Raw genomic sequence first — 21,988 nt, 5'->3', positions numbered from 1 at the left:
CTGCGGCCCTCGCGGACGCCGTCGCCGGCCGTGGGCCGCGAGAACGTACCGCACCGGGAGATGACGCTGGGGGCTGATGTGCCCTTCGGGCCGCGCCGCGAGCGGCTGTTTGACATCAACAACAACCCGGCTGGCCGGGTTGGGTTCAATGACCCACATGTGACAGCCTCGACCGATGACATGACGGATGATCAAGACTGCGGAATCCCGCCCGAGATCAGCATGAGTATCCCGAGCGAGCGCCACGCCAGAGCCTCCGACCCGCATGTTCGAAGACGGCGAAGACTCAGGGTGTCTTCAGTTCTTGCGGATGCGGTGGGCCTTGGCCACGAGCCTGCGAGGCAGCTTCGGCCCTGCGCATGCGTAGTCGATCAGCAGGTTCCGGTAGGCGGTGTTCGCGAGTTCCGGCGCCAGGGCGATCAGGGCCCTCAGGCCGTCGGACGAGCCGGAAAGGCGCGTGCGGTAGGCGGCGGCCGCCGCACGCAAGGAGATCTCGTGAGGTTCGTGTTCCAGACCCTGCGCGGCGAGACTCGCGGCTGCGGCGAAGTCTCCCTGCTCGGCACGCACATCCGCCAGGTCCAGGTAGAGGGACCAGTTGGCGGGGTCCAGGTCCAAGGCGCGTTCGAAGGCCGCCGCAGCCTGCTCCAGGTCGCCCCTCACACGCCAGGTGGTCGCTCGTGCGACCGCGGTCCACATGACCTGGTCCACGGTATCGGCGCGGTCGCACAGGGCGAAGGACGGCTCGTAGCGGCCGCAGGCCCGGGGTAGCCGGGCCATGGAGGCCAGCGCCTCCGGGACGGGACTGCGCGCGGACACCACCTCGAGGGCATGGAACCAGGGCGCGAACCGCTCACGCATCTCGTCGGTGTTGGATCGTCCCAGTAGCCGCGCCGGGCCCAGCGCTCGGTTGCGGCGAGCCGCTGAGCCTCGGCGGAGTGCGGTGCCACCTCCTTCAGACGCCGTGAGAGGTCCACGGCACGCGCGGCACGGGCGGGGTACTCGAAGGAGTCGGCGCGCAGGCACAGTTCGGCGTAGCCGGCGAGCAGACCGGGATGCCCGCCGTCCAGCGCCGGTCCGGCCCGGAACGCCTCCTCCGCGCGGTCATCGTGGTCGTCGTCGTCCTCGGCGGCATGTCCCAGGGCCAGCCAGCAGTAGAGGTCGGCCAGGGGGGCCGAGTTCGTCGAGCCCCTGCTGCGCCGCGCGCCGCACAGCCGCGTTTCCCCCGGCCAGGAACAGTTGCTCACAGCGGTCCTGGTAGGCGCCGATGGTGGTCATACAGGATTCCCTCGTTTCTTCTTCGGGAGGGGCTGGACAGTGTGCGGCCCGATCCTCCCAGGCGGAAGGGATCACCGAGACCCTCGTGGCTGCCGGGGAAGGACGCGTCACCTACGACACCGGATACGGCGGCCGGAAAACGCTCATCGCCGCCGCTGCTCACCATGGCGCCCAGCGCCGGCCACCCGGTGGTGGCCTGCCAGGTCGGCGTCTTGAGGATCGCTTCGTTGAGCTTGTCGCGGGTCGGCTGTCCCGGGACGAGGCCGACCGCTGGGCGGCGAGGTGGGTGGTGGAGGACGGGATCGTCTGGGACGACCTGCCCTGGTGGGCGCTGAACCTCCTCTACGGAATCGATCTTCCCGCGGGCGAGAGCGGCGGCTACCTGCACGACGGCGAACAGGTACGGGCTTGGCTTGCTGAGCTGAAGGAACGCCGAGCGATGTCGTGAACAGGGCGAACGCTGCCTGATGCGGTACTGGGCACCCACCTCAAAGATCATTTACGGGACAGCTCCTGGTGCTGTCCGGCCGATCGTGACGGCCCGCCCGCCAGACGGCCTGACGGGCGGGGGACCATGGTCGTGGACCAGTCGACGGAGACACAGGGGCAGGGGAATCATGGTCGCGTTCCACGCATCCGCGCTGGACGGAGTCGCCCGCAATCCGGCGCTGCCGACACCGTTGCTGCTGCGCCTGCTCGCCTTCGACGGCGGCGGTGACGGCCCGCCCCGTCACGCCCTCCAGCGGGCTGGACTTTCCGAGCCGGCCGTCGCGGTGATCCTGGCTCACCCGAACCCGGGCGCTCGGATCGACTTCGCGATGAGCACCAGGGCCGAGCCCGCGCAGCGGGCCCGGCTCGCGGACGACCCTTCCCCCAAGGTGCGGGCCGCTCTCGCGTACGGACCCGAGTGGCGCGACCCGCGTACGACGGTCGCGCCGCTGCCGGACGACGTGTGCGCCCGCCTGCTCGACGACCCCGCCCCTTCCGTACGGACGGCCCTGCTGGACTCACCCCATCTCGCGCCGTCGTTCGTGGCCTCCTTGGCCACGCACCGCGATCCGGCAGCGCGCCGAAGCGCGGCGCGCGCATGGGAGAAGCTGCCGCCGGACGAGCGGTCAGGACTGCTTGCCGACCCCGACCCCGAGGTGCGGCGGGCCGCCGCACTGCGGGAGTGCCGACGGGACGCACGCGTCACCACCGAACTCCTCCGCGATCCGAAGTCCGCCGCCGAGGCGCTGCGCCGCGGACTCCTGCACCGCGCCGACGCCGAACGATGCGTCGCCGGGCGGACGCACCTGGCAGCCCTCGCCGAGAACCCGTCACTGCCCCCCGACCTCGTGGAGCAGCTCGCCGTCGACCCCGACGAGGCCGTACGGCTCGCGGTCTCCCTCAGGCCCGAACTGGACGAGACGCGGCGCATGTCGATCGACTTCACGGTGGGGGTCTTCGACAGGGGAGACGTGGAGTGGGTACGGGACGGGCTCGCCGACCCCGAGGTGCTGCGACGGGCCGCGACCTCCGCCCACCCGCTGCTCCGGCGCACCGCCGCCCAGAGCCCCCACCTGCCGCCCGACCTCATGCGCCTGCTCGCACGCACCGAGGACCCCCTGGTGGAAGACCTCTTGAGTGTGCACCACCCCGACACCCCGGAGGAGGTCCTGATGCGTGTGTACGCACGGCTCGGCGGCACATTCTCCGCCTGGATGGCGGAGACGCACCCCCGCTTCCCCCGCGAGGGTCTCGCCGCGCGCTACGCAAACCACCCGGACGGCAACTACCGACGGCTGGCCGTCCGGGACCCGGCCGCCACCCCCACGCTGATCGAACGGCTCAGCCACGACCCCGCGGTCTGGACACGCCAGGCGGCGGTCGGCGACCCGCGCCTCCCGCTCCACCGGCTCCGCGAGGCGCTTCATGTCCCTGAACTGGCCTCCAGCGCGGGTGCCAACCCCGCGCTCCCCGAGGACGAGATGGTCGCTGTCCTGAACCGGGCCGGCGTTCCCGCCTGACCACCGAGCAGAACCGCCCGGCCCTGCGCCGCTCCCCTACGGCCCGTCCGGGCGGTCCCCGGATACGAAGGCCATGATCGACTGCGATCCTCGGTCGCCCCCGAAGGCGGCCGCCAGGCCGCTTGAGCAGCCGAGAACAGCGTGTCCCTCGGTGCCGTGGGGGCGAGCAGCGGGGGACAGCGCTGTTGAATACGGGCATTCAGCTTCGGTGTGATCCGTGTGTCGTGTGTCCACTCCAGGTTCCGAAGTGAGGCGTTCCCGGTGCGGGCCACGGAGTGGGGAGCCTGCTGGCACGGGCCTGGTGGTGACCACCCTGAGCAATGGGATTGGGCAGATGAGGCGGGCGACGCGCTCGCGGGTTGTTCTCGTTGGGTGGTCGGCGCTCTTCAGGGGGTGCACAGGGGCAGGACGGTGGTGAGTTGGGTGAGGTGGTCGGGGTGGACGCGGATTCCGGGGAGCCAGAGGTGTTTTCCGTTGTGTGTGACCTGGATCCAGATGCTGGTGTGCTTGTGGTTTTCGTCGGTGACGGTGACGCCGTTGGCGATGGTGCAGTGGGCCTGGAGGAGGTCGCGGTGCCAGACGCGGCCGGCGGAGTTGGTGGTGTTGTAGGGGCGGTAGGGGTTATAGGCCAGGGACAGCGCGCAGGTGTTCGTGCGGGGTTTCTGACATGGCTTTTCGACGTTGTGGACGAGGACGCCGGCACTGCTGGCTGTGCTGGCTGCGGCGCCTGACGCAGGCGTGGCGTCGGGCTTGTTCTGTGCGGGAAGCAGGAACAGCAGGCCTGTCACCAGCCCGCCGGCCACGACGGAGGCGGCGGCTGTGGCGATGATCCAGCGGCGGGACCACGGCCTGAGCAGCCGGGGTCGGCGGGCTGGGCGGGGCGCGGTTGAGGAACCGGCAGCCTCATTGCTGTCGCTGGTGCGGTTGTCGGCGGTGACGGTCGGCTCGTCGTGGCGGGTGGGGTCGGCTGCTTCCCACAGGGCGCGGTACTCGGTGGGGTCGGCGTTCAGTGCGCGGCACAGGTCCCGCACCACGGGCCAGGCGGGCACGGTTTCGCCGCGGAAGTAGCGGGAGAGGGACGAGTCGCTGATCCGGACCTGGGCTTCCAGGCTGCGCAGGGTGCGCCCGGATTGTTGTTGCAGGCTGCGCAGGGCGCTTCCCAGCTTGCGTGCTGCCGCGCGGGGGTCCGGTTGTTGGCCGGTCATCGATCGGGCCTTTCCACGATGGGGGCAACCGCGTCCCCGCCGACTGTCCCAGGTCCCGGGACGGGGGTGTCCCAGCAGGTCAGGACTGTATTTATCCCGACATCGGTGAAGCAACCGGGATCTGGTTGTAGGGGTGCCGTTTCCTGCGCAAACTCGGCATACCGGCTCTGGAGATCACCCCCGAGGGTGAGCGTGCCGGTACTCGTGGCCCTGCCGGCGGACGCCGCACGGGCCGACTCGAACCCTCCACCGGAAGGATTCTCATCATGCGTGTACGCACCGCACTGTCCGCCTTCGCAGCCCTCGCCGCCGTCGGACTCGGCGGCCTGGGCGCGGCGGCTCCGGCCGCCGCCGCACCTGGCGCGGCCTCCCACCAGATGGCCGTTCAGGCGGCCGACGGCCTCGACGTCCACCGCGGCAAGTACTTCACCCTGGGCGGCTGCCAGACCGCCGGCCAGCAGGGCGTCGACCGCGGGCACTGGGACCGCTACCAGTGCGCCGAGGGCACCTTCTTCTGGAACCTGTGGACCAACCGCTGAGCACGTAACGCTGCCGGTGGCCTCCTCCGCTCATGTCGCAGGAGGCCACCGACGGCCCAGGCCGTCCACTGCCTGCTCGTCACTTCTCACAGGTCACCGCCGGGACGCCCCGTCCGTCCGGCCGGCCCCGCGGCGAGGAGCAGCCTCAGCGATGTGCGCACCGGCAGCCGGCAACGACCGGCTCGCCCGGCCGGACCGCTCCGTGCCTTGTGAAGGGCGGCCGGGAAGCGGTTGCGGGCCCGGACGACTGCGCCCGGATTGGCGCACACAGCTCAAACTGTCGGCCTTCCGGCAGCACCGGATGCGCGGGCGAACTCCCGTGCGGAGCCGACGCCCATGAGCAGCGGCACGCCGTGCCGCGCACCCAGGACACGCTCGCACACGGCACGGCCGCACCACGGAGGCGAAGGTGCCGGAGCACCTCAGACGACCGCCAGAGGCCGGTCTTGCGCCCTCTGCCTGCTCAGCGGGGACCGCTACCACCCGCGGCACCCCCGCCCTCTGACGCCCGGCGCGGTCACGGCCCCGTACGCCCCCGCCTTCATCACCCCGGTCCCACCCATCAGGAACATCCGTCAACACCCGACGAAGGGAATCCTCATGTCCATCCGCCCCCACCCCACGCCTCTGCCTGGCGCGCCACGCCCCACCGTGCTGCGCCGGTTCCTGCCCGCACTCGCCCTGACCTGCCTTGCCGCAGGAAGCCTCGCGGCACCCGCCGGCGCGACGACCACGGCGGTCCCGGCCCCCGCACACGCCGGCACCACAAAAGTCCAGCCTGCCGCCGCGCAGGCCGCAGCCTCCTTCCCCACCTGGGGGACACGCTGGGTCGTGCACGCGACGCCGGACATCAACTCGCCCTCCGTCGGGATGATCAACCGGACCTCCGCGGGCCAGGACCGCATCACGGCCGACTACCAGGTCGACACCGGCCGCAGGGTGTGCGAGGGCAGCGCCTGCTCCACCTTCATGGCCCACATCACCCAGCCCGTCACCGGCTTCCTCACCGTCGTCGCGGTGGACATCCCCGAAGACCGACTGCCCGGCGTCCCCGTGCAGACAGGCCCACCCGCCCCTCAGCCCGGCTCCCGGCAGCAGACCCTGCAGCGCGCCGCAACCTGGCTCACCGCCAACAACGGACGCCCGGTGCCCTACCACCAGGGCTCACACTGGCGGGACGGCTACCGCCAGGACTGCTCCGGCTACGCCTCCATGGCACTGGGCCTGCCCGCGCCCGGCACCAACACCGTGGGGCTGACCAACCGCAGGCTCACCCGCCCCGTCGCCATGAGCGAGCTCCAGCCCGGCGACCTCGTCATCGACGCCACCGGCAACAACAACACCCGTCATGTGGTCATCTTCGAGAAGTGGAACGACGCCGCCCACCGCTCCTACACGGCCTACGAACAGCGCAGCGGTCCCGGCACCAGCCACCGCACACTGACCTACGGGCTGACAGCGGGAAGTGAGTACAAGGCCTACCGCCCCCTCCAGTACGGAAACTGACACCCGACCGGTGCTACCGCTGCGTGCCCCCGCTCCTCTCCCGCAGGGCACGCGGCGGTAGCACGGCTCGATGCCCTCGAGCGGGTCCGTGCAGCGAACGGTGGAGCCCACTTCGTACGCCCACGATCTCGCCGGGCAAGTCGCCTCACCGATTGACGCGCTCGCGAGCCCGGAGGGGCCGACGCTCTGACCGCCCTCGTGCACCCGGCCGGGCCTTCGGAGCTGCTGTGCGTCCGCGTCCTGCCCGCCCTTGCTCCGCTCGCCTTCGAGCTTGTCCTCGAAGAAGCCGGAGAGCCCGCCCACGATCATGTAGGTGATCAGGCCCGCGATGCCGGAGAGCAGCACCGTCTCGGCCTTGTCGACGTGCGCGCCGCCGTGCTGCCGACGAGGAGCATGACCAGGCCGACGACGACGGCGCGCCGGATGGTCTTGCGGTGGTGGTCACCGAGGTCGACCTCGGCCAGGCCGACCAGGGAGGCGCGGGCCATCTCCACGGGCGTGATGCCGAAGTGCGAGGCGGTGTCGTCGACCATGCCGACGACACCGACGACGCTGGAGGCGTGGGCCTCCAACCGCGCGCGTTGCCCGGTCACCCGCCGAAAATTGAGGATCAGGGCGCCGGCGACACCGACGAAGAAGATGATGGCGGGCTCGATGGTGCCCTCGACCAGCAGAACCATGACGGCCAGGTTGAACCACAACAGCTCCGGGCGCGCGTTGGGCAGGTTGACGCGGCCGTCGGGAGTGATCAGCTCTTGTGTGGTGTCATCCGCCGCGTTCGACTCGGGGACGTACGGCCGGTCGGCCGGGACCGTGGCAGGAGGGCCACCGGTCGCCACGGCGACGGCGGTCCTGGCCATCGCGGGCTCAGCCTTTGGTTCCGAGGGCTCTGCCGCGGTCGCGCCGGGTTTCCGCAGGACACCCTCGCGGAGTTCGACCAGGCCCAGTCGGCGGCGCTCGCTGCGGCCGAGGAAGAAGGCGAAGACCAGAGTGGCCACCAGTCAGGCGGCGATCGCGGGGATCATCGGCACGAAGATGTCGATCGGTGAGACCTTGAGGGCGGCTGCGGCACGGGCGGTGGAGCCACCCCAGGGCACGGTGTTGAGCATGCCGTTGGCTGTCGCGGTCACGCAGGTCAGCACGACCGGGCTCATGCCCAGGCGCAGATAGATCGGCAGGAACGCGGATGTGACGATGATGAAGGTCGTGGAGCCGTCACCGTCCAGTGACACGATCGAGGTGAGCAGCGCCGTACCGACGACGATCTTCACCGGGTCGTGCCGGACGACACGGAGGAGGGCACGGACCAGCGGATCGAAGAGACCGACGTCGATCATGACGCCGAAGAAGGCGATCGCGAAGAACAGCAGGACGGCGGTCGGCGCGAACCCGCTCCAGTACGGCGTCGGACGACGCGTCCACGGACAGCTGCGCCAGGTCCAGCCCCGGTGTGCCCCGCACCGCGGACAGGGCCGGCGCGGGAGTGTCGGCCGGTTCGCCCAGGACGAAGACGGTCTCCCGCAGTCTGCGCAGCACCCGCTCGGCCACCTCGGCACCCTACGGCTCCGCCGTCACGCGGCTCCCTTCCGCAGCCTGTCGTCGGCCTCCGCGGACAGCAGCGAGGCCACGGTCACCCAGCCCAGAAGGGCCGCGGCCTCCGCCTCGATCCGGCGCCACGTCGGGCAGCGCCGTCGCGGCACCGGGATAGTCGAGCGCGGCCAGGGACTCGCCGCGCAGGGTGAGCAACTCCCCGTCGACGACGCGGGAGATGTCCAGCAGCGTGATCTCCTCGGCGGGCCGGCCGAGCCAGTAGCCGCCCTCGTAGCCGCGCTGGCTGCGGATCAGACCACCCTTGCGCATCTCCACGACGCCCCCGGGCGGTCGGCCGCCCCGCTGCGGACCCGCCTGCACCATGTGCGCGCAGGCTCCCTCGACGGTGACACGGCGCAGACCGGTGGCATGCGCAGGTTCACCACCGTGAGCGGGCGGACGGTGGGCTCCGAGAAGCTGTGGATGGGCCAGACCCACGTCGCTCCCGCGACCTCCTCCTCCGACCATCACCACGGGGAGTCGGAGACCGTGATCCACGTGGTCAGCGGCCACCCCGAGTTCGTCTTCCTGGACGACTCGGGCGACCGCGCCGAGGAGGTGCGGCTGCGCACGTCACCGGGGGACTACATCTTCGTCCCCCCCGTTCGTCCCGCACCGCGAGGAGAACCCGGATCCGGCCGAGGAGGCGGTGGTGGTCATCGCCCGCAGCACGCAGGAGGCGATCGTGGTGAACCTGCCCCGGCTGTACGCGCTTCCGGCCGACGAGGGCTGACCGGCACCGGTGCGCCCCGGGGCGGGCGAAGGCCGGCTTCCGGGGCGCACCGGTCCGGGGCCGGAGGCTTGACTCAGTCACCGCCCGGCCGTGGAACCGTCAGGGCACGAGCTTCAGCAGCCGGTTCGGCGAACCCGATCCGGGGGCGGTCACCTTGCCGGTGGTCGCGCCGTTCACCAGGGCCGAGGCGACCTGGGCGGGGGTGGCGGAGGTGTGGCCGGCCAGATAGACCGCCGCCGCTCCGGCGACGTGCGGGGTCGCCATCGAGGTGCCGGAGATGGTGCTGGTCGCGGTGTCACCGGTGTGCCAGCCGGCCGTGATCGAGGAGCCCGGGGCGAAGATGTCCAGCACCGAGCCGTGGTTGGAGTAGCTCGCCCTGGCGTCCGTGCTGGTCGTGGCGCCCACGGTGATGGCCTCGGTGACCCGGGCCGGGGAGTAGGAGGAGGCGTTGGCGCCGCTGTTTCCCGCGGCGACCGCGTAAGTGACGCCACTCGCTATGGAATTGCGCACCGCCGCGTCCAGGGTGGTGGACGCGCCGCCGCCGAGCGACAGGTTGGCGACCGAGGGGCCGGAGTGGTTCCCGGTCACCCAGTCGATGCCGGCGATGACCCCGGCGGTGGTCCCGGACCCGTTGTTGTCCAGCACCCGTACGGCGACGATCTTCGCCTTCTTGGCCACTCCGTAGGTGGATCCGGCGATGGTGGTGGCCACATGGGTGCCGTGACCGTTGCCGTCGGCGGCGGTGGTGTCGCCGTCCACGGCGTCGTAACCATACGCGGCACGACCGCTGATCTGCTGGTGGGTGATACGCACGCCGGTGTCGATGACATAGGCGGTGACACCACTTCCCGCGTTGTCCGGGTAGGTGTAGGTACCGGAGAGCGGGAGCGAGGTCTGGTCGATGCGGTCCAGACCCCACGGCGCGTTGGACTGCGTGGTGTCTGCGACGCTCACCCGCTGGTTCTGCTCGACGGAGGCGACCGCCGGGTCGGCGGCCAGACGGCCGGCCTCGGTGGCGGAGAGGACGGCGGTGTAGCCGTTCAGCGCGCTGCCGAACGTCTTCCGCACGCTGCCGCCGTACCGCTCGACCAGGTCCCGGCCCGCGGCCGAGGAGGCCTTGAACCCGGCGGCCTTCTTCAGCGTCACGATGTAACTGTCCTTGACCGCGGTGGGGGAGCCGGCGGCGAGCACCGTGCCCTCGGCGGGGGCGGCCTGGACGGGAGTCGAGGTGAGCCCGCCGGCCAGGGCGGCCGTCGCGACACCGGCGATCACCGCGAACCGTGTTCTCTTGCTGCGCAGTCGTGCCATTACGAGGGATTCCTCCTCTGGGCGGCGTGCCTGGGTGGGGCACGCGTCTGTGGGGGGCGGGAGCGCGTGATCGCACACCCCTGCCTGGAGCGTTGCGTTCCGCTCCCGGCCTGCAAGCAAGGTTCGTCGCTGACTGCCGTACGGGACAAGGGAGTTGATCACCTGGCAACAAATTCGCCATGGGCACGACATGTGGCGGGGCGTCGGGCCGCGAGCAAACTGAGAAGAGGGTCAGGAGGTAAGCACTCCCGGTCATCGGACGCAGGCCCTCGTGCGCTGTGGTGATGCACTGCCGCGCATCAGCCGGCTCCCGTAGCCGAGTGGTGGGTTCACCCTGGAGCACCTGGCGCAGTCCGCAGCCCTCCGCGAGCCGCTCGGTTGCGTCGGTGGCCTTTTACGAGGTGATGGCGACATCGACGACGCGTCCGTGGAAAGCGACGAATGGCCCCGGATCGCCCTCGGCCACCAGCGCCGCAGCCGAGCCACGGCCGGCGACGGTGTCACGTCGATGCGGCACCCGACGCGTCCACGGGAAGCGGAAGGGTGTGCAAGCGTTCGCGGAGATCGGCCATGTGCTCGGCGGGGGCGGGCGGCGAGCATGCCTCCGGTGACGCGAGTCGGAGATTCTCTGGCGGTAGGCGGCGACCTTGTCGAGGATCTCGTCGGCGGTCTTCGTCCAGACGAAGGGGCGGAAGGGTCGAGGGCTGTCGCTCCAGTCGGCGATCCATGCCCGGATGTCGCGTTCGAGGGCCTGGACGGAGCGGTGGGCCCCTGGACGAAGGAGCGTTGATGACACCGGTGGACGACCATGCCGACGCGCAGGGGCTGTCCCACCTCACCGACTTCCTGACCGGTGACGCCGCACAGCTACCCTTCGAAGACGAGTCGTTCGACGCCGTCTACAGCATTCGGGCCATCCGTCACACCCCCGACGAGGCTCGGGTCCACGCCGAACTCGCGCGCGTGCTCAAGCCCGGTGGCGTCCACCTCGGCAACGACTGGTTCCGAGCGGAGGGCCTCACAGCCGAGTGGCAGGAGCACTGCGCGGAGCCGGTCTGTCAGGGCACGGCGCCTCCAAGGCTCTCCACCCCTGGGAGGGCTGGGCCTTCTCCGCCGGGTGGGGAACCAGGCGCATGCTCGACGTCCACTTGGTTCAGCCCGCACGCTGTTCCCCAGGGGCCGCGCGGCCGGACGGCGTCGGCCGCAACCGACGCCGTCCCGGCCCGGACCAACGGCTAGGCGGCTACGGACGCCGTGCGGGGTCTTCTCATGTCGGCCGCCACTCGGAGAGCGTGACCGAGTTGATGGGATCGAGGTTGAAGTACAGGCCTTCCTGGGCGTAGACGGTGTCATAGCAGTCCGTGCCGACGCTCCTGCACAGGTGGGCGAACGCGTAGTCGGACTGGTTGTTGAGCACCCAGTGGTAGCCGAACTGGTTGTAGATGCGGTGCGGCCCGTACGCCCAGAACACATGGCTGGGGCTGACGGCGGGGTTCTGGTTCTGCGGGTAGATGCACACCGCGCCGTACGGGCAATTGGCCCATGAGTCGGCAGCGTGGGCCTGGGTTGTACCGCCCGCCATCATGGCGGCGGTCGCGAGAGCCAGCGCGGCGGCCCCGCGGAGGAGTCTGCGCACGGTCATGCCTTTCGAGAGTCGACCTGTCGTCGCAGCAGCCCGGTGGCTGCGCCGACACAGTAGGAGGACGAGCGGCGAGAGCGGTCCTGACAGATGTCAGGGGGAGGGCGGCGCCGGGTCCGCCTCGCCGCACCCGCGGAGACCGGCTCGTCCCGGTCTCTCCGACAGCGGACCGCGCCGGGAAGAGGAGGGGCGATCAGCGCGTGCAGGCGGAGCCGCCCTTCCCGGAACCACGCGCGGCGACCGGTCCCGACGCGGGTCTTGACGACCACGGTGAGGTCGACCTCGGGTGCGAGGGCCCCTAGGGGCTTCGTCAACCCGTGGAGGGCGGTCCGTTTCTGCCCGTCGTACCGCTGGACCCGGTCCCGGCAGCGCGGCGTGTGGACCTCGTTGTCGCCGCGTGTCTTCGCGGCTGCGCGGGTCTGCCGCAGGGCGATGCGCGCCGGGTCGATGCCTGCCGGCTCCGGTCCGTCCGTCCCCGGCCGGGTGGGGTGAATCCGCCGGCGGCAGTTGTCCACGCCCACGCGGCTCCTTTCCACGGAGTCGAAAGCGGAGGCGAGGGACGGTGGGTGCGCACGCGAACTGATTATGATCTTGGTCATGTTTGTGCAGAACTCTGACAAGACCCTTTCCCGTAAGCAGAGGCTTCAGGAGAAGCAGCGCCGCCAGTTGGCGGTGGTCGATACCGTGGACAAGGCCGAGGCGAAGGTCCGCAAGGCGGAGGTTGAACTGGCTGGGGCTGTCGCCGAGGCTGTGCAGGTGTTCGGCGACGAGCAGTCCGCGTCCGAGGGGCTCGATATGCCGGTCGAAGCGATCCGGCGCTTTCTCGGCATGGTGCAGGACGAAGCGGCCGACGCTGGCGACGTCGCCGGCGCATCCTGAATCCGGCCTGCCGCGGGGCGGCCACGTGCGTGGCCTCGGTCGCCCCGGAGGGCGGCCGCCGGCCGTCGTGGGGGTGTGGAACTGGCGACCTCGCGTCATCGGTTGTCGCCTGTTCCTCGGTGTGCGGGGCATCGCCGTGACCGTCTGCGGTCGCGGTGGCGGATGTCGGCAGCGGGGTGCCGTCAACGCGGCTGTCCCGGGTTCGGGCAGGTGCTGGTCGGCACCGCACCCGTCGGCCCGAACCCGGGATGTGCGTTTGCCCGCTCCAACTGCCTTGACGCCGGTGTCAGGCGGCAGTCGGAGGCGTGAGGTCACCCACGGGCGGGGCGAGGCGGGCGAAGCCTTCCTGGCGTTGGTAGGGGAAGTACGGGTAGGGCGCTGCCTTGCTGCTCGCCGCGTTGAGTTTCGCCATCTGGTCGGGCGTGAGCGTCCAGCCGATGGCGCCGAGGTTCTGACGGAGTTGCTCCTCGTTGCGGGCGCCGATGATGACGGAGGAGACGGTCGGCCGCTGCAGCAGCCAGTTGATGGCGATCTGCGGAATGCTCTTGCCGGTCTCCTGCGCGACCTCGTCGAGGGCGTCGACCACGCGGTAGAGGTGTTCGTCCTCGACCGGCGGGCCGTAGTCCGCGGTGTGGTGCAGTCGGCTGTTGGCCGGGAGCGGCCGGCCGCGGCGGACTTTGCCGGTGAGCCGTCCCCAGCCGAGTGGGCTCCAGACGAGGGCTCCGAGGCCCTGGTCGAGTCCGAGGGGCATCAGTTCCCATTCGTAGTCGCGGCCGATGAGGGAGTAGTAGACCTGATGGGCGACGTAGCGCGGATGGCCGTACCTCTCCGCGATGGAGAGGGACTTCATCGCCTGCCAGCCGGAGAAGTTGGAGATGCCGAGGTAGCGGACCTTTCCTGCTCGTACGAGATCGTCGAGCGTGGACAGGACTTCCTCGATGGGTGTGCCGGCGTCGAAGGCGTGCAGTTGGAACAGGTCGATGTAGTCGGTGCCGAGTCGGCGCAGGGCGTCCTCGCACGCGGTGATCAGGCGTGACCGGGAGGAGCCCGCGTCGCCGGGGCCGTCGCCCATCGGCAGGCTGGTCTTGGTGGATACGATCACCTGGTCCCTGCGGCCTTTGATCGCTTCGCCCAGCACTTCCTCGGACGCGCCGCCGGAGTAGACGTCGGCGGTGTCGAACATCGTGACCCCGGCGTCGAGGCAGATGTCCACGAGGCGGCGCGCTTCTCGGGCGTCGGTGTCGCCCCAGGCGCCGAACAGCGGTCCTTGGCCGCCGAAGGTGCCCGCGCCGAAGCTCAGTGCGGGCACCTTGAGCCCGGACGCACCCAGCCGCCTGTATTCCATGGCCACTCCTCAGTCTGTTCAGCGGATTCACTAACGGTTCCAAAGTTCCGTTAGTGTGGTGACCAAGGTAGCAGGCGCAAGCAATTAACGAAACTGGGGTCCCGTTATGAGTTCAGTGAGTGCGGAGCCCGGGATGGTCCGCCCGGGAGGGCGCACGGCGCGGGTGCGGGCGGCGGTGCTGCAAGCGGCCGGGGACTCCCTGGCCGAGCGGGGCTTCGCCCACCTGGACCTCGCCGAGATCGCGCGCCGTGCCGAGGTGGGCAAGACGACCGTCTACCGCCGCTGGGGAACAGTGACCGGCTTGGTGGCCGACCTGCTGATGGACATGGCCGAGCAGTCACTGCCGCGTACCGAGACGGGCTCGCTGCTCGGCGACCTCAAGGCCAACGCCCGGCTCGTGCAGCGCACCTTGGCCGATCCGCGGCAGGGGGCGTTGTTCAAGGCGGTGATCGCGGCCGCCACCTGCGAGCCGAAGACGGCCGAGGCCTTGCACCACTTCTACGACATCCGCGTCAAGGAGTGGGCACCCTGCGTCCAGCAGGCCGTCGACCGGGGCGAGGTCCCCGAGGGCACCGACACCCATGAGGTGATCCGCGCCGTCTCCGCCCCCCTCTACTACCGCCTGCTGACCAGCGGCGCCCCCCTCGACGAAGCAGCCGCGGACCAGGCCGCCGAGGCCGCCGCGGCTGCGGCGCGCGCGGGTGCGTACCTGCGGGGCGAAAGGCTCGTGTGACCGGCCCGCGTCCGCCGTCGAGAGGGTGTCACCGTGCGTGCTCCCCGGCGGCGTGGTGGCGCCAGGTTCCTCCGGCCTCGGCGGTGAGCCGGGTGGCGGTGTCGTCTTGGGGACCGCGATCGAGGGCAAGCCGGCCCGCAGTTTGCTGCGCACCGGACACGACGTCCAGTGGGTGATCCACGGCCCGTATCAGGCGGTTGCCCCAAGGCGACTGCTTGCTGACGCCCATCCGATCAGCAGCATGCTCCCCGCTCTCACCCTGGCTTCCCGTGAGGAGACGGATTCCCCCTCGCACCCGCGGCTCCGTCGGTCCGTAGCGCGGCGTTCGTCGTCCAGGTGGGCCATGGCGTGGCTGCGTTCGTCAGGATGACGGGCCAATGGAGATGCTGTCTTGGCCTCCGAGGAACTGTCCGTGCGAAAGAGAGGAACTTTCGTGGATTTCCGTGTGCCCGAGACGGGCGGCACCCTCAGCAACCCCGTGATCCCCGGCTTCCACCCCGATCCGTCCGTCTGCCGGGTGGGGGAGGACTACTACCTCGCGTGTTCCAGCTTCGAGTACTTCCCCGGCGTGCCCGTGTTCCACAGCCGGGACCTGGTGCACTGGACCCAGATCGGCAATGCACTGGACCGCCCGAGTCAGTTGCGCCTGCCCCACGACACGGCTTCCTCGGGAGGGATCTACGCGCCCACGCTGCGTCACCATGACGGCCGCTTCTGGCTGATCGTGACGAATGTGAGCGGCGACGGCAACCTGCTGTTCACGGCCACCGACCCGGCCGGCCCCTGGTCCGACCCGATCCGGCTGCCCGGGGTGCACGGCATCGACCCGGACATCGCCTGGGACGACGACGGCAACTGCTGGTGCACCACCGCCGGAGTCTCACAGGTCCGCATCGACCCCCACACCGGGGAGACCTTCGGTCCGCCGCGCAAGCTCTGGTCCGGCACCCCGGGTGCCAAGGCACCGGAAGCACCGCACCTGTACAAGATCGGCGACTACTGGTACCTGCTCATCGCCGAGGGCGGCACCGAGCGCTCCCACAGCGTCTCCATCGCCCGGGGCCGCACGCCGGGCGGCCCGTTCGAGCCTTGCCCGGCCAACCCCATCCTGACCCACCGGGGCTCCGACCACCCCATCCAGAACACCGGCCACGCGGACCTGGTGCAAGCGCCCGACGGCTCGTGGTGGATGGTGCTGCTCGGCGTGCGTCCGCAGGGCGGCACCCCCGGATGGCACGTACTCGGCAGGGAGACGTTCCTGGCGCCCCTCGACTGGGCCGACGGCTGGCCGGTCGTCGGTGAACTCTCGCCCGACATACCGGCACCGCCCTGGCCGCTGCAGCCCCCTGCCGTCGTGCCGGGCCGGGACGACTTCGACGCCGGCGACCTGGCCCCGTACTGGATCTCCCCGCGTCAGCGCATCCTGGAGGACTGCACCACGCGGGAACGGCCCGGCTGGCTGACCCTGCACGCACGGGGCGGATCGCTCGACGACAACGGCGTGACGTTCCTGGGCCGGCGGCAGCAGCACCTGTCCTGCCGGGCACGCGCCCTGGTCGACGCGGGCCGAGGACGTGGTGGCCTGGCCGTCCGCCTGGACGAGCAGCACCACTACGACATCGAGGTCTCGGCCGACCAGGTGCAGGTGCGCGTCCGCATCGGCCCGTCGAACACGGTCGTGGCATCCCGGCCGGTCCCTGCCGGACCTGTGGTGCTCCGCGTCGAGGCGGCCGCCGCGCGCACGGTGAACGACGCACGCACCGGCCCCGACATCCTCTCGATCGGTGTCGAGGAACCGGACGGCACGTACGTCGAACTCGCCTCGCTGGACGGCCGGTACCTGTCCACGGAGGTCGCCGGAGGCTTCACCGGCCGGGTCATCGGCATGTACGCCTCGGCCGGCACCGTTCACTTCGACTGGTTCGCGTACGAGCCCTGCAAGCACTGAAGTGGGCACAGCCGGACCGACGGCCCGGCCGGCTGGGACACCCTCCTCACATCATCGCGGCGCCGGCCTTGAGGGCTCCGCGGATGCGGAAGCAGGTGCCGCAGCGGCAGATGTTGCGGATGCCGTCGAGATCGGCGTCGGTGATCTCACGGCCTTCCGCAGCGGCGCGGCGTACGACAGCGACGGCCGTCATGATCTGGCCGGGCTGGCAGGAGCCGCACCGGGCCACGTCCTGGTCGAGCCAGGCCTGCTGCATCGGGTGCAGGTCCGCGCCCACCGTGGCCGGCAGCCCCTCGATCGTGGTGACCTCGTCGGTCGCCTTCAACCCGCCGACGGGGATCGCGCAGGGGTTGACCGCCTTGCCGTTGAGGTGGCTGGTGCACGCCTTGCGGACGTTGACGCCGCAGCCGTACTCGGGACCGGTGACGCCCAGCAGGTCGCGCAGTACCCACAACAGGCGCTCGTCGTCGGCCGCGTCGACGGTGATCTGCCCGCCGTTGAGACGGAAGGTGTGGCTCTCGGCGTCGGTAGGAAGCGCTCGATCACGGACGGCGGTGCGTCTTACGGCCAGGGGCAGGTCGGCACGGACTCCCCGGTCACATTCTCGAGGTACGGGCTGTACACCCAGCCCTCGTCCGCGTAGTACCAGAGATTGCGGTATCGGTCATTCACGTACTGGCAGAGGATGTTGGTCAGTGACCCGCCTTCACCAAGACGATCTTGGATCGGGCACTTGGCAAGAGGCCCATCGTGCACGGCCGCCCCCGCCTTCAGCACCATCGCGGTCGCCCGGTCCGTGGTGAGTGGCCGCCATCCGCAGAAGTCCGCAGCTCTGGCCTCGTGCGGTGTTGCGACGAGCGCCGCCCCGGAGAGCAGGATGGCGGCGGCGAAGGTGCACAAGGTACGTCCCAGCATCGCGACCCCCACGAAATTGTCTGCGTGCAGTCAGGTTCATCCTGAGGGTAGTGAAAGTCCTTCCAGCTCAGCAGAGGAAGCGCAAGTTCCGTGCGTCCTGCCGAGGCCGGAGAGCAATGCTCAAGACCTGTGGACCAGCCCGGTCGAGGCGTTGGTCAAGCTGCGGACCAAGGGCACCCGCGGCGCCGGTAGCCGCGCAGCCGCGCTCGCGATGGTATTCAAACTCATCGAGTCTGCCCAAGCGCGCCGGCGCACGATCACCGGTGCCCACCTGGTCCCGCTGGTCCGCACGGGTGCGAGATTCGAGAACGGCCAGCTTGTGGAACGAGAGGAACTCGTGGCCTGATGACCACCCCGGAACCGCTCACCGACGACGAACTCGACGAACTCGACGAACTCGTACAGGCAGCGACCCCAGGCCCCTGGTTCGTCCGCAACCTCGACGACGAGTACGCCATGAACCTCGTCGCCGTGGGCACCACGCCCGACACCGGCCTCGGTGAGCGCTGGCCGGCCTTCGACCATCGCGAGATCGTGGCCGCGACCCTGGTCCAGCAACCCCGCTACGTCGACACCGCCGACGCCCGCTGGGACGAGAACGCGCAGTTCATCGCCACCGCCCGCGAAGCCGTGCCTCGCCTCATCGCCGAGATCAGACGCCTGCGCGCCCAGTCGGCAGCCGAGCTCCCGGGCCAGGACCGAGAAGGCTGAACTGATCCACAACTATGGACAATCACTCTCCACCGCGCCGACCCCGGCCGCCGCGTGGGCGATGGGCGGCTGGGCCGTACGGGGACGAGAGGTGATCCGGGCCGGCCTGCGGACCTGGAAGAGCCGGTAGGAGGCCTGGTTGCCCTCCTCGGGCGAGTCCAGCACGGTGACCTCCTCGGCACGCAGCCCGTACTGCGCGAGCAGGTCCGTCCACAGTCTTGTGGTGAGTATTCACATGTGCCCGGTCAGATTGAGCGGGCGGGTGTGAGGTTGGTGGGAGAGGTGGCGGAGCCCGGCTGCGATGCTGCGGTGTCCGTTCCTGCGCAGGGTGCTGATCGCGAAGTTGCCAAGGGCGGCCATGTGGGCCGGGCCGTGGCCGGTGCGGATCTTCGAGGCGTCTTCGGCGAACGCGGTGTCGCGGACGTGGTGGTGGGCCTCGATGTGTGTATGAAGAACGGTGCAGGGCGGCTGAGCGGGAGGCGCGGCGGCCGGTGTGCAAACGGTGCGGGCAGAAGTCCACCGACCAGTGGTGGGAGGAGACCACCCTGCACAGTCAGGTGCCGAAGGCCGGTGACCTGTCCGTGTGCGGTCCCTGCCACGCCGACGACGTCGCCCGGCGGGAAGCCGCCGACACCGCACGCGAGCAGGCCGCCATGCAGCCGGCTTCGGAGGGCGACCGCGGCCAGGAGCCGGGCAAGCCCCGTCGTGCCCTGTTCCGCCGCCGCGTCTGACCACACACCGCGACGCCGCCCCTCCCGCCGGACACGGGGGAGAGGCGGCGTCGGCGAGCAGCGGCCCGGGTCAGGCCGGGGCAGCCTGCTTCGCCGGCGCGGCGAGCGGGGAGCGCAGTCGGCCTCGGGGTGCGCGGCGGGCAGTCGTCGACATCGGTGGACCGGCAGAGCGCGTCGTCGACGGCCCCGGTCCGGCTCGTGCCGAACAAGACTGCACGAACACCTCGGACGCCCGCCGGGGCCGCTCGCCTTCGACATGATCCGCCGGGCCGCCGAGGAAGCCCGCCGCGCCGCGCGCCGACTACCGGCCGCCGCGGGTCACCGTGTTCGACGCCTTGACCGTGTCCACCACAAGCCAGTGCTCCGAGCGGTAGTGGACCTCGTCACCCGCGTAGCCGAGCACGTAGTGGACGTCCCCGACCCGGTCCGGCAGGACGTCCTCCAGGACGAACGTTCCGTCCTCGGCGACCGGAACCGACGGCAGGTCGGCGACCTCCAGGCCGTTCAGCCGCTGCACCGTGATCCGCGGCGCCTCGGTGGGTGCCAGTCCGTCCAGGTCCAGTCGTCCGGTCACCCTGAACGGCCCCCCGGCGACGGCCGGGCCGTGCGTCACGTCCACGAAGCGCGACGGGGCCAGGGCCTCCCGGGTCTGGATCGTGTGCAGCCAGAACCTGGTGCCCTCCTGGTTGGAGGTCACGACGAAGAGCTGTTGTCCGTCCCCGGAGAACTCCATGCCCCGCGGGACGACGCGGTGGCCCGCGGCCTCGTCCTCGAAGCTGATGCGCAGCGGCTGCCGCTCGACCGACGGGTCGGCGAACGCCAGGGTCAGGTCGGCGGCATCGCCCGACGCCGCGCCGCCTTGGGCGAACCACTTGCCGTCGGGACTGAAGGCGACGGCCGTGGGCGCCACGCCCTCCGGCAGCGGCGCGTAGGGGTTCTCGAGGAAGCGGGCGTCCTGGCCGCCGAGCAGCATGGTCCCCCGGACCCCGTCGGCCACCGCGAGGACGGAGCCGTCCGCGGAGAAGTCGGCGTCCCGGAAGTCCATGCCCCGGTCCGTGCCGTCCTCGGTGAACCGGCGCTCGCCCAGGAACTCCAGCAGGTTCCCGTCCGCCCCGTCCGTCACCCGGTAGATCCCCAGGTCGGGGTCGGCGGTCGGGGACCAGCGCTCCGGAGCGGTCACCAGCAGACCTCCGGGCCCTCCCTCGAGATGGATCGGGCTGCTCGAGTACATGACCTCCCTGGCCTTGCCGCCCTCGGCCGTCGCGGCGACGCCGACACTGCCCAGCGCGTCGGCGCAGCCCTCGGACGACGCGGCCGGCCGGCTGGTGAAGAACAGCCGCCCGCCGGTGTGCACCAGCTCCCGCCCACAGCCGTCGGCCGGCGCCGGAATCGGATCGAGGGGGTATAAGGACCCGCTTTTCATCGGTTGACCAAGTGAGGCCGCGGAACAGCTCGACCACATCTGCTCAGTTCGCGGCCGCCGTCCTCTCCGCTGTCGCCCTGATCGCCGCCGCGCAGGCCGCCGCCCGCCTCGGCCCGAGGACCTCCCGTGAGGCGGATCCGCGCCTCCTGCGGTCCGCCGCCGACGTCGAACTGATCGCCTACGAGCACCCCGGCTTCGAAGACCGCCTCGATGCCGCCGGGAAGGACGCGGAGCCCGCCCGCGATCTGGTCACCGGCACCCAGGCCGCGATCTCCGTCCTCGCCCATCACCGCCCAGCGCTGGGCCGACCGCTACCAGCGTTTCGGCGAAGCCGGGATGTGCGACCGCTCCTCCCGCCCGCACATCAGCCCGCGCCGCACCCCGACCCGCACCGAACGCCGGATCATCAAGGTCCGTCTCGCACGCCGCTGGGGCCCGGCCCGCATCGCCCACCTGCTGCACCTGGCGCCCTCGACCGTGCACCGCGTGCTGACCCGTTACGGCCTGGCCCATCCGGACCAGGCCACCGGCCGGGTCATCCGCCGCTACGCACGCGAAAAGCCCGGCGAGTTGGTGCACGTCGACATCAAGAAGCTCGGCGACATCCTCGACAGAGTCAAGCCAGGGCGGCCGACGAGCGCCCCACCAGTCCTGGACGACGCCGGGCACAACACGGGGACACCGAGCACGACGGAGACGCCGCCGGAGGCGACGGACAGCACACGCACGGCACCCCTCACCTGGTAAATCCTGTGGTGCAGCCCTCGTTTCCAATCTAGCCTCAGGTAGCACAACAGCCCATCCGAACACGGGAGTTCACCATGAAAGCACCCCGCACCGCGATGACCGCCGCCGTGACCGTAGCCGCCGCTGCCACAGTCTTCACGTTCGCCACTCCCGCGCTGGCCTCCGGTACGGCGCCCGCACCCGCATTCGCCTCCACCGTGGTCGTGGACGACGAGGACGACGTCAACGACCTGCGAGTCGCGATCGTCCAGCTCATGTCCCTGCCGCAGGCCGGCTCGGAGGTGATGGACAAGGGCCGGGCGGCCCTGAACGGCACGGTCGAGGACATGCGCGCTTTCCTGGAGAGCGGCTACCGCCTCGCACAGGCCCAGGACGACCGTGTCGCCCTCGCCCAGCTCTACTCCATGCCCACCACCAGCCCGGCGCTGAAGACGGCCATCCGTTCCGTCCTCGGCACCAGCGACCCCGAGGAGATGCGCTGGTTCCTCGAAGTCGGTCAGTACGAGGTCACCGGCTGACTCCGCCCGGCCCCCGCCCGCACCGTCCCCGAGCCGGTGCCGCACAAGGAACAGTCACAGACACCGTACCGGCCCCGCCGAACCGTCCTCGCCGTAGCGCCCGGTCAGTTGCGGGACAACCTTCAAAGGGTGTTGCACAAGGCCGTGAGCTGGGCATCTCCTAGGTATGGCCGCGATGTTCCGTGCTGAACGGGTGTGGGTGGAGACGTTCACGGGGCTGCGGATGACGCAGTT

23 protein-coding genes and 3 pseudogenes are annotated in these 21,988 nt (G+C 70.7%); 13 read left to right on the top strand and 13 right to left on the bottom strand.

Translation table 11 applies throughout. The features are described from left to right. Nucleotides 1-297 precede the first annotated feature (297 nt). Nucleotides 298-858 carry a tetratricopeptide repeat protein gene (locus tag KUM38_RS25105; protein ID WP_308409039.1) on the bottom strand — a complete coding sequence of 187 codons (561 nt, stop codon included), beginning with the start codon at nucleotides 856-858 and terminating at the stop codon, nucleotides 298-300. Nucleotides 859-1,360: 502 nt separating this feature from the next. On the opposite strand from KUM38_RS25105, the gene KUM38_RS25100 reads away from it, so the two are divergent. Both KUM38_RS25100 and KUM38_RS25095 read left to right on the top strand, forming a co-directional pair. Continuing rightward, nucleotides 1,361-1,723, top strand: a complete 363-nt coding sequence (locus tag KUM38_RS25100; protein ID WP_217132834.1) for a hypothetical protein — start codon at nucleotides 1,361-1,363, stop codon at nucleotides 1,721-1,723. Nucleotides 1,724-1,892: 169 nt separating this feature from the next. Further along, nucleotides 1,893-3,284, top strand: coding sequence for a Mucin-2 (locus tag KUM38_RS25095; RefSeq protein WP_217131933.1), 1,392 nt, complete (start codon nucleotides 1,893-1,895; stop codon nucleotides 3,282-3,284). A gap of 386 nt (nucleotides 3,285-3,670) precedes the next feature. Here the strand turns inward: KUM38_RS25095 and KUM38_RS25090 are convergent, their stop codons facing one another. Then, the gene (locus KUM38_RS25090; protein ID WP_217131925.1) at nucleotides 3,671-4,489 is read right to left on the bottom strand and encodes a helix-turn-helix transcriptional regulator; all 819 of its coding nucleotides are present in this window, start codon (nucleotides 4,487-4,489) and stop codon (nucleotides 3,671-3,673) included. Between the two features lie 266 nt (nucleotides 4,490-4,755). Here KUM38_RS25090 and KUM38_RS25085 point away from each other — a divergent pair, with 266 nt between their 5' ends. Together KUM38_RS25085 and KUM38_RS25080 are read left to right on the top strand one after the other, a co-directional pair. Continuing rightward, nucleotides 4,756-5,028 carry a hypothetical protein gene (locus KUM38_RS25085; RefSeq protein ID WP_217131923.1) on the top strand — a complete coding sequence of 91 codons (273 nt, stop codon included), beginning with the start codon at nucleotides 4,756-4,758 and terminating at the stop codon, nucleotides 5,026-5,028. Nucleotides 5,029-5,628: 600 nt separating this feature from the next. Next, the gene (locus tag KUM38_RS25080; protein ID WP_217131921.1) at nucleotides 5,629-6,534 is read left to right on the top strand and encodes a C40 family peptidase; all 906 of its coding nucleotides are present in this window, start codon (nucleotides 5,629-5,631) and stop codon (nucleotides 6,532-6,534) included. Nucleotides 6,535-6,851: 317 nt separating this feature from the next. Here the strand turns inward: KUM38_RS25080 and KUM38_RS43345 are convergent, their stop codons facing one another. The 3 genes and pseudogenes from KUM38_RS43345 to KUM38_RS25065 form a co-directional block, all read right to left on the bottom strand. Further along, entirely contained in the window at nucleotides 6,852-7,532 is a 681-nt protein-coding gene (locus tag KUM38_RS43345) for a hypothetical protein (RefSeq protein ID WP_217131919.1), read from the bottom strand. A gap of 3 nt (nucleotides 7,533-7,535) precedes the next feature. Further along, a complete protein-coding gene (locus tag KUM38_RS42145) occupies nucleotides 7,536-7,871 on the bottom strand; it encodes an SLC13 family permease (RefSeq protein WP_254397719.1) in 336 nt (111 codons plus the stop codon). 234 nt (nucleotides 7,872-8,105) lie between these two features. Beyond that, a pseudogene (locus KUM38_RS25065) lies at nucleotides 8,106-8,403 on the bottom strand (Rrf2 family transcriptional regulator); the annotation flags it as partial. On the opposite strand from KUM38_RS25065, the pseudogene KUM38_RS42135 reads away from it, so the two are divergent. After that, nucleotides 8,365-8,857 (top strand): annotated as a pseudogene (locus KUM38_RS42135) (cupin domain-containing protein). The pseudogenes KUM38_RS25065 and KUM38_RS42135 sit on opposite strands and share 39 nt — an antisense overlap. Before the next feature lie 99 nt (nucleotides 8,858-8,956). Here the strand turns inward: KUM38_RS42135 and KUM38_RS25060 are convergent. Beyond that, a complete protein-coding gene (locus tag KUM38_RS25060) occupies nucleotides 8,957-10,165 on the bottom strand; it encodes a S8 family peptidase (protein ID WP_217131915.1) in 1,209 nt (402 codons plus the stop codon). A gap of 789 nt (nucleotides 10,166-10,954) precedes the next feature. Here KUM38_RS25060 and KUM38_RS25055 point away from each other — a divergent pair. Continuing rightward, nucleotides 10,955-11,404, top strand: a complete 450-nt coding sequence (locus KUM38_RS25055; RefSeq protein WP_217131913.1) for a class I SAM-dependent methyltransferase — start codon at nucleotides 10,955-10,957, stop codon at nucleotides 11,402-11,404. A gap of 28 nt (nucleotides 11,405-11,432) precedes the next feature. On the opposite strand, the gene KUM38_RS25050 is transcribed toward KUM38_RS25055, so the two are convergent. After that, the gene (locus KUM38_RS25050) at nucleotides 11,433-11,807 is read right to left on the bottom strand and encodes a hypothetical protein (protein ID WP_254397718.1); all 375 of its coding nucleotides are present in this window, start codon (nucleotides 11,805-11,807) and stop codon (nucleotides 11,433-11,435) included. 594 nt (nucleotides 11,808-12,401) lie between these two features. Here KUM38_RS25050 and KUM38_RS25045 point away from each other — a divergent pair. Next, nucleotides 12,402-12,683, top strand: coding sequence for a hypothetical protein (locus KUM38_RS25045; RefSeq protein ID WP_254397717.1), 282 nt, complete (start codon nucleotides 12,402-12,404; stop codon nucleotides 12,681-12,683). Nucleotides 12,684-12,969: 286 nt separating this feature from the next. On the opposite strand, the gene KUM38_RS25040 is transcribed toward KUM38_RS25045, so the two are convergent. Beyond that, the gene (locus KUM38_RS25040; protein WP_217131909.1) at nucleotides 12,970-14,028 is read right to left on the bottom strand and encodes an aldo/keto reductase; all 1,059 of its coding nucleotides are present in this window, start codon (nucleotides 14,026-14,028) and stop codon (nucleotides 12,970-12,972) included. A 106-nt stretch (nucleotides 14,029-14,134) separates the two neighbouring features. Here KUM38_RS25040 and KUM38_RS25035 point away from each other — a divergent pair, with 106 nt between their 5' ends. Beyond that, on the top strand, nucleotides 14,135-14,761 hold the full coding sequence (locus KUM38_RS25035) for a TetR/AcrR family transcriptional regulator (protein ID WP_217131907.1): 627 nt from the start codon (nucleotides 14,135-14,137) through the stop codon (nucleotides 14,759-14,761). A 433-nt stretch (nucleotides 14,762-15,194) separates the two neighbouring features. Then, entirely contained in the window at nucleotides 15,195-16,709 is a 1,515-nt protein-coding gene (locus KUM38_RS25030) for a glycoside hydrolase family 43 protein (RefSeq protein WP_308409038.1), read from the top strand. Between the two features lie 46 nt (nucleotides 16,710-16,755). Here KUM38_RS25030 and KUM38_RS25025 read toward each other — a convergent pair whose 3' ends face one another. Both KUM38_RS25025 and KUM38_RS25020 read right to left on the bottom strand, forming a co-directional pair. Beyond that, on the bottom strand, nucleotides 16,756-17,163 hold the full coding sequence (locus tag KUM38_RS25025) for a (2Fe-2S)-binding protein (protein ID WP_254397716.1): 408 nt from the start codon (nucleotides 17,161-17,163) through the stop codon (nucleotides 16,756-16,758). A 107-nt stretch (nucleotides 17,164-17,270) separates the two neighbouring features. Further along, nucleotides 17,271-17,624 carry a hypothetical protein gene (locus KUM38_RS25020; RefSeq protein ID WP_217131906.1) on the bottom strand — a complete coding sequence of 118 codons (354 nt, stop codon included), beginning with the start codon at nucleotides 17,622-17,624 and terminating at the stop codon, nucleotides 17,271-17,273. 345 nt (nucleotides 17,625-17,969) lie between these two features. Here KUM38_RS25020 and KUM38_RS25015 point away from each other — a divergent pair, with 345 nt between their 5' ends. Next, nucleotides 17,970-18,335 (top strand): hypothetical protein, encoded by a 366-nt coding sequence (locus tag KUM38_RS25015; RefSeq protein ID WP_217131904.1) that lies wholly within the window; start codon nucleotides 17,970-17,972, stop codon nucleotides 18,333-18,335. A 12-nt stretch (nucleotides 18,336-18,347) separates the two neighbouring features. On the opposite strand, the gene KUM38_RS25010 is transcribed toward KUM38_RS25015, so the two are convergent. Next, nucleotides 18,348-18,500, bottom strand: coding sequence for a hypothetical protein (locus KUM38_RS25010; protein WP_217131902.1), 153 nt, complete (start codon nucleotides 18,498-18,500; stop codon nucleotides 18,348-18,350). A 326-nt stretch (nucleotides 18,501-18,826) separates the two neighbouring features. Here KUM38_RS25010 and KUM38_RS42125 point away from each other — a divergent pair, with 326 nt between their 5' ends. After that, nucleotides 18,827-19,066 (top strand): hypothetical protein, encoded by a 240-nt coding sequence (locus KUM38_RS42125; protein ID WP_308409037.1) that lies wholly within the window; start codon nucleotides 18,827-18,829, stop codon nucleotides 19,064-19,066. A gap of 301 nt (nucleotides 19,067-19,367) precedes the next feature. On the opposite strand, the gene KUM38_RS25000 is transcribed toward KUM38_RS42125, so the two are convergent. Further along, nucleotides 19,368-20,489 carry a hypothetical protein gene (locus KUM38_RS25000; RefSeq protein WP_254397715.1) on the bottom strand — a complete coding sequence of 374 codons (1,122 nt, stop codon included), beginning with the start codon at nucleotides 20,487-20,489 and terminating at the stop codon, nucleotides 19,368-19,370. Further along, complete coding sequence (locus KUM38_RS24995) at nucleotides 20,486-20,779, bottom strand: hypothetical protein (RefSeq protein WP_217132832.1); 294 nt, start codon at nucleotides 20,777-20,779, stop codon at nucleotides 20,486-20,488. The genes KUM38_RS25000 and KUM38_RS24995 overlap by 4 nt, the downstream gene beginning before the upstream one ends. On the opposite strand from KUM38_RS24995, the pseudogene KUM38_RS24990 reads away from it, so the two are divergent. Both KUM38_RS24990 and KUM38_RS24985 read left to right on the top strand, forming a co-directional pair. After that, nucleotides 20,778-21,095: pseudogene (locus KUM38_RS24990) on the top strand (helix-turn-helix domain-containing protein); the annotation flags it as partial. The gene KUM38_RS24995 and the pseudogene KUM38_RS24990 overlap by 2 nt on opposite strands. Nucleotides 21,096-21,310: 215 nt before the next feature. Beyond that, nucleotides 21,311-21,754, top strand: a complete 444-nt coding sequence (locus KUM38_RS24985) for an ALF repeat-containing protein (protein WP_217131891.1) — start codon at nucleotides 21,311-21,313, stop codon at nucleotides 21,752-21,754. Nucleotides 21,755-21,988: the final 234 nt, after the last annotated feature.

The sequence above is a fragment of the Streptomyces sp. AC558_RSS880 genome (assembly GCF_019049255.1).
In the GTDB taxonomy this organism is placed as follows: domain Bacteria; phylum Actinomycetota; class Actinomycetes; order Streptomycetales; family Streptomycetaceae; genus Streptomyces.
The sequence above is the reverse complement of the archived record's forward strand: the minus strand, read 5'-3'. Positions and strand labels throughout refer to the sequence as shown.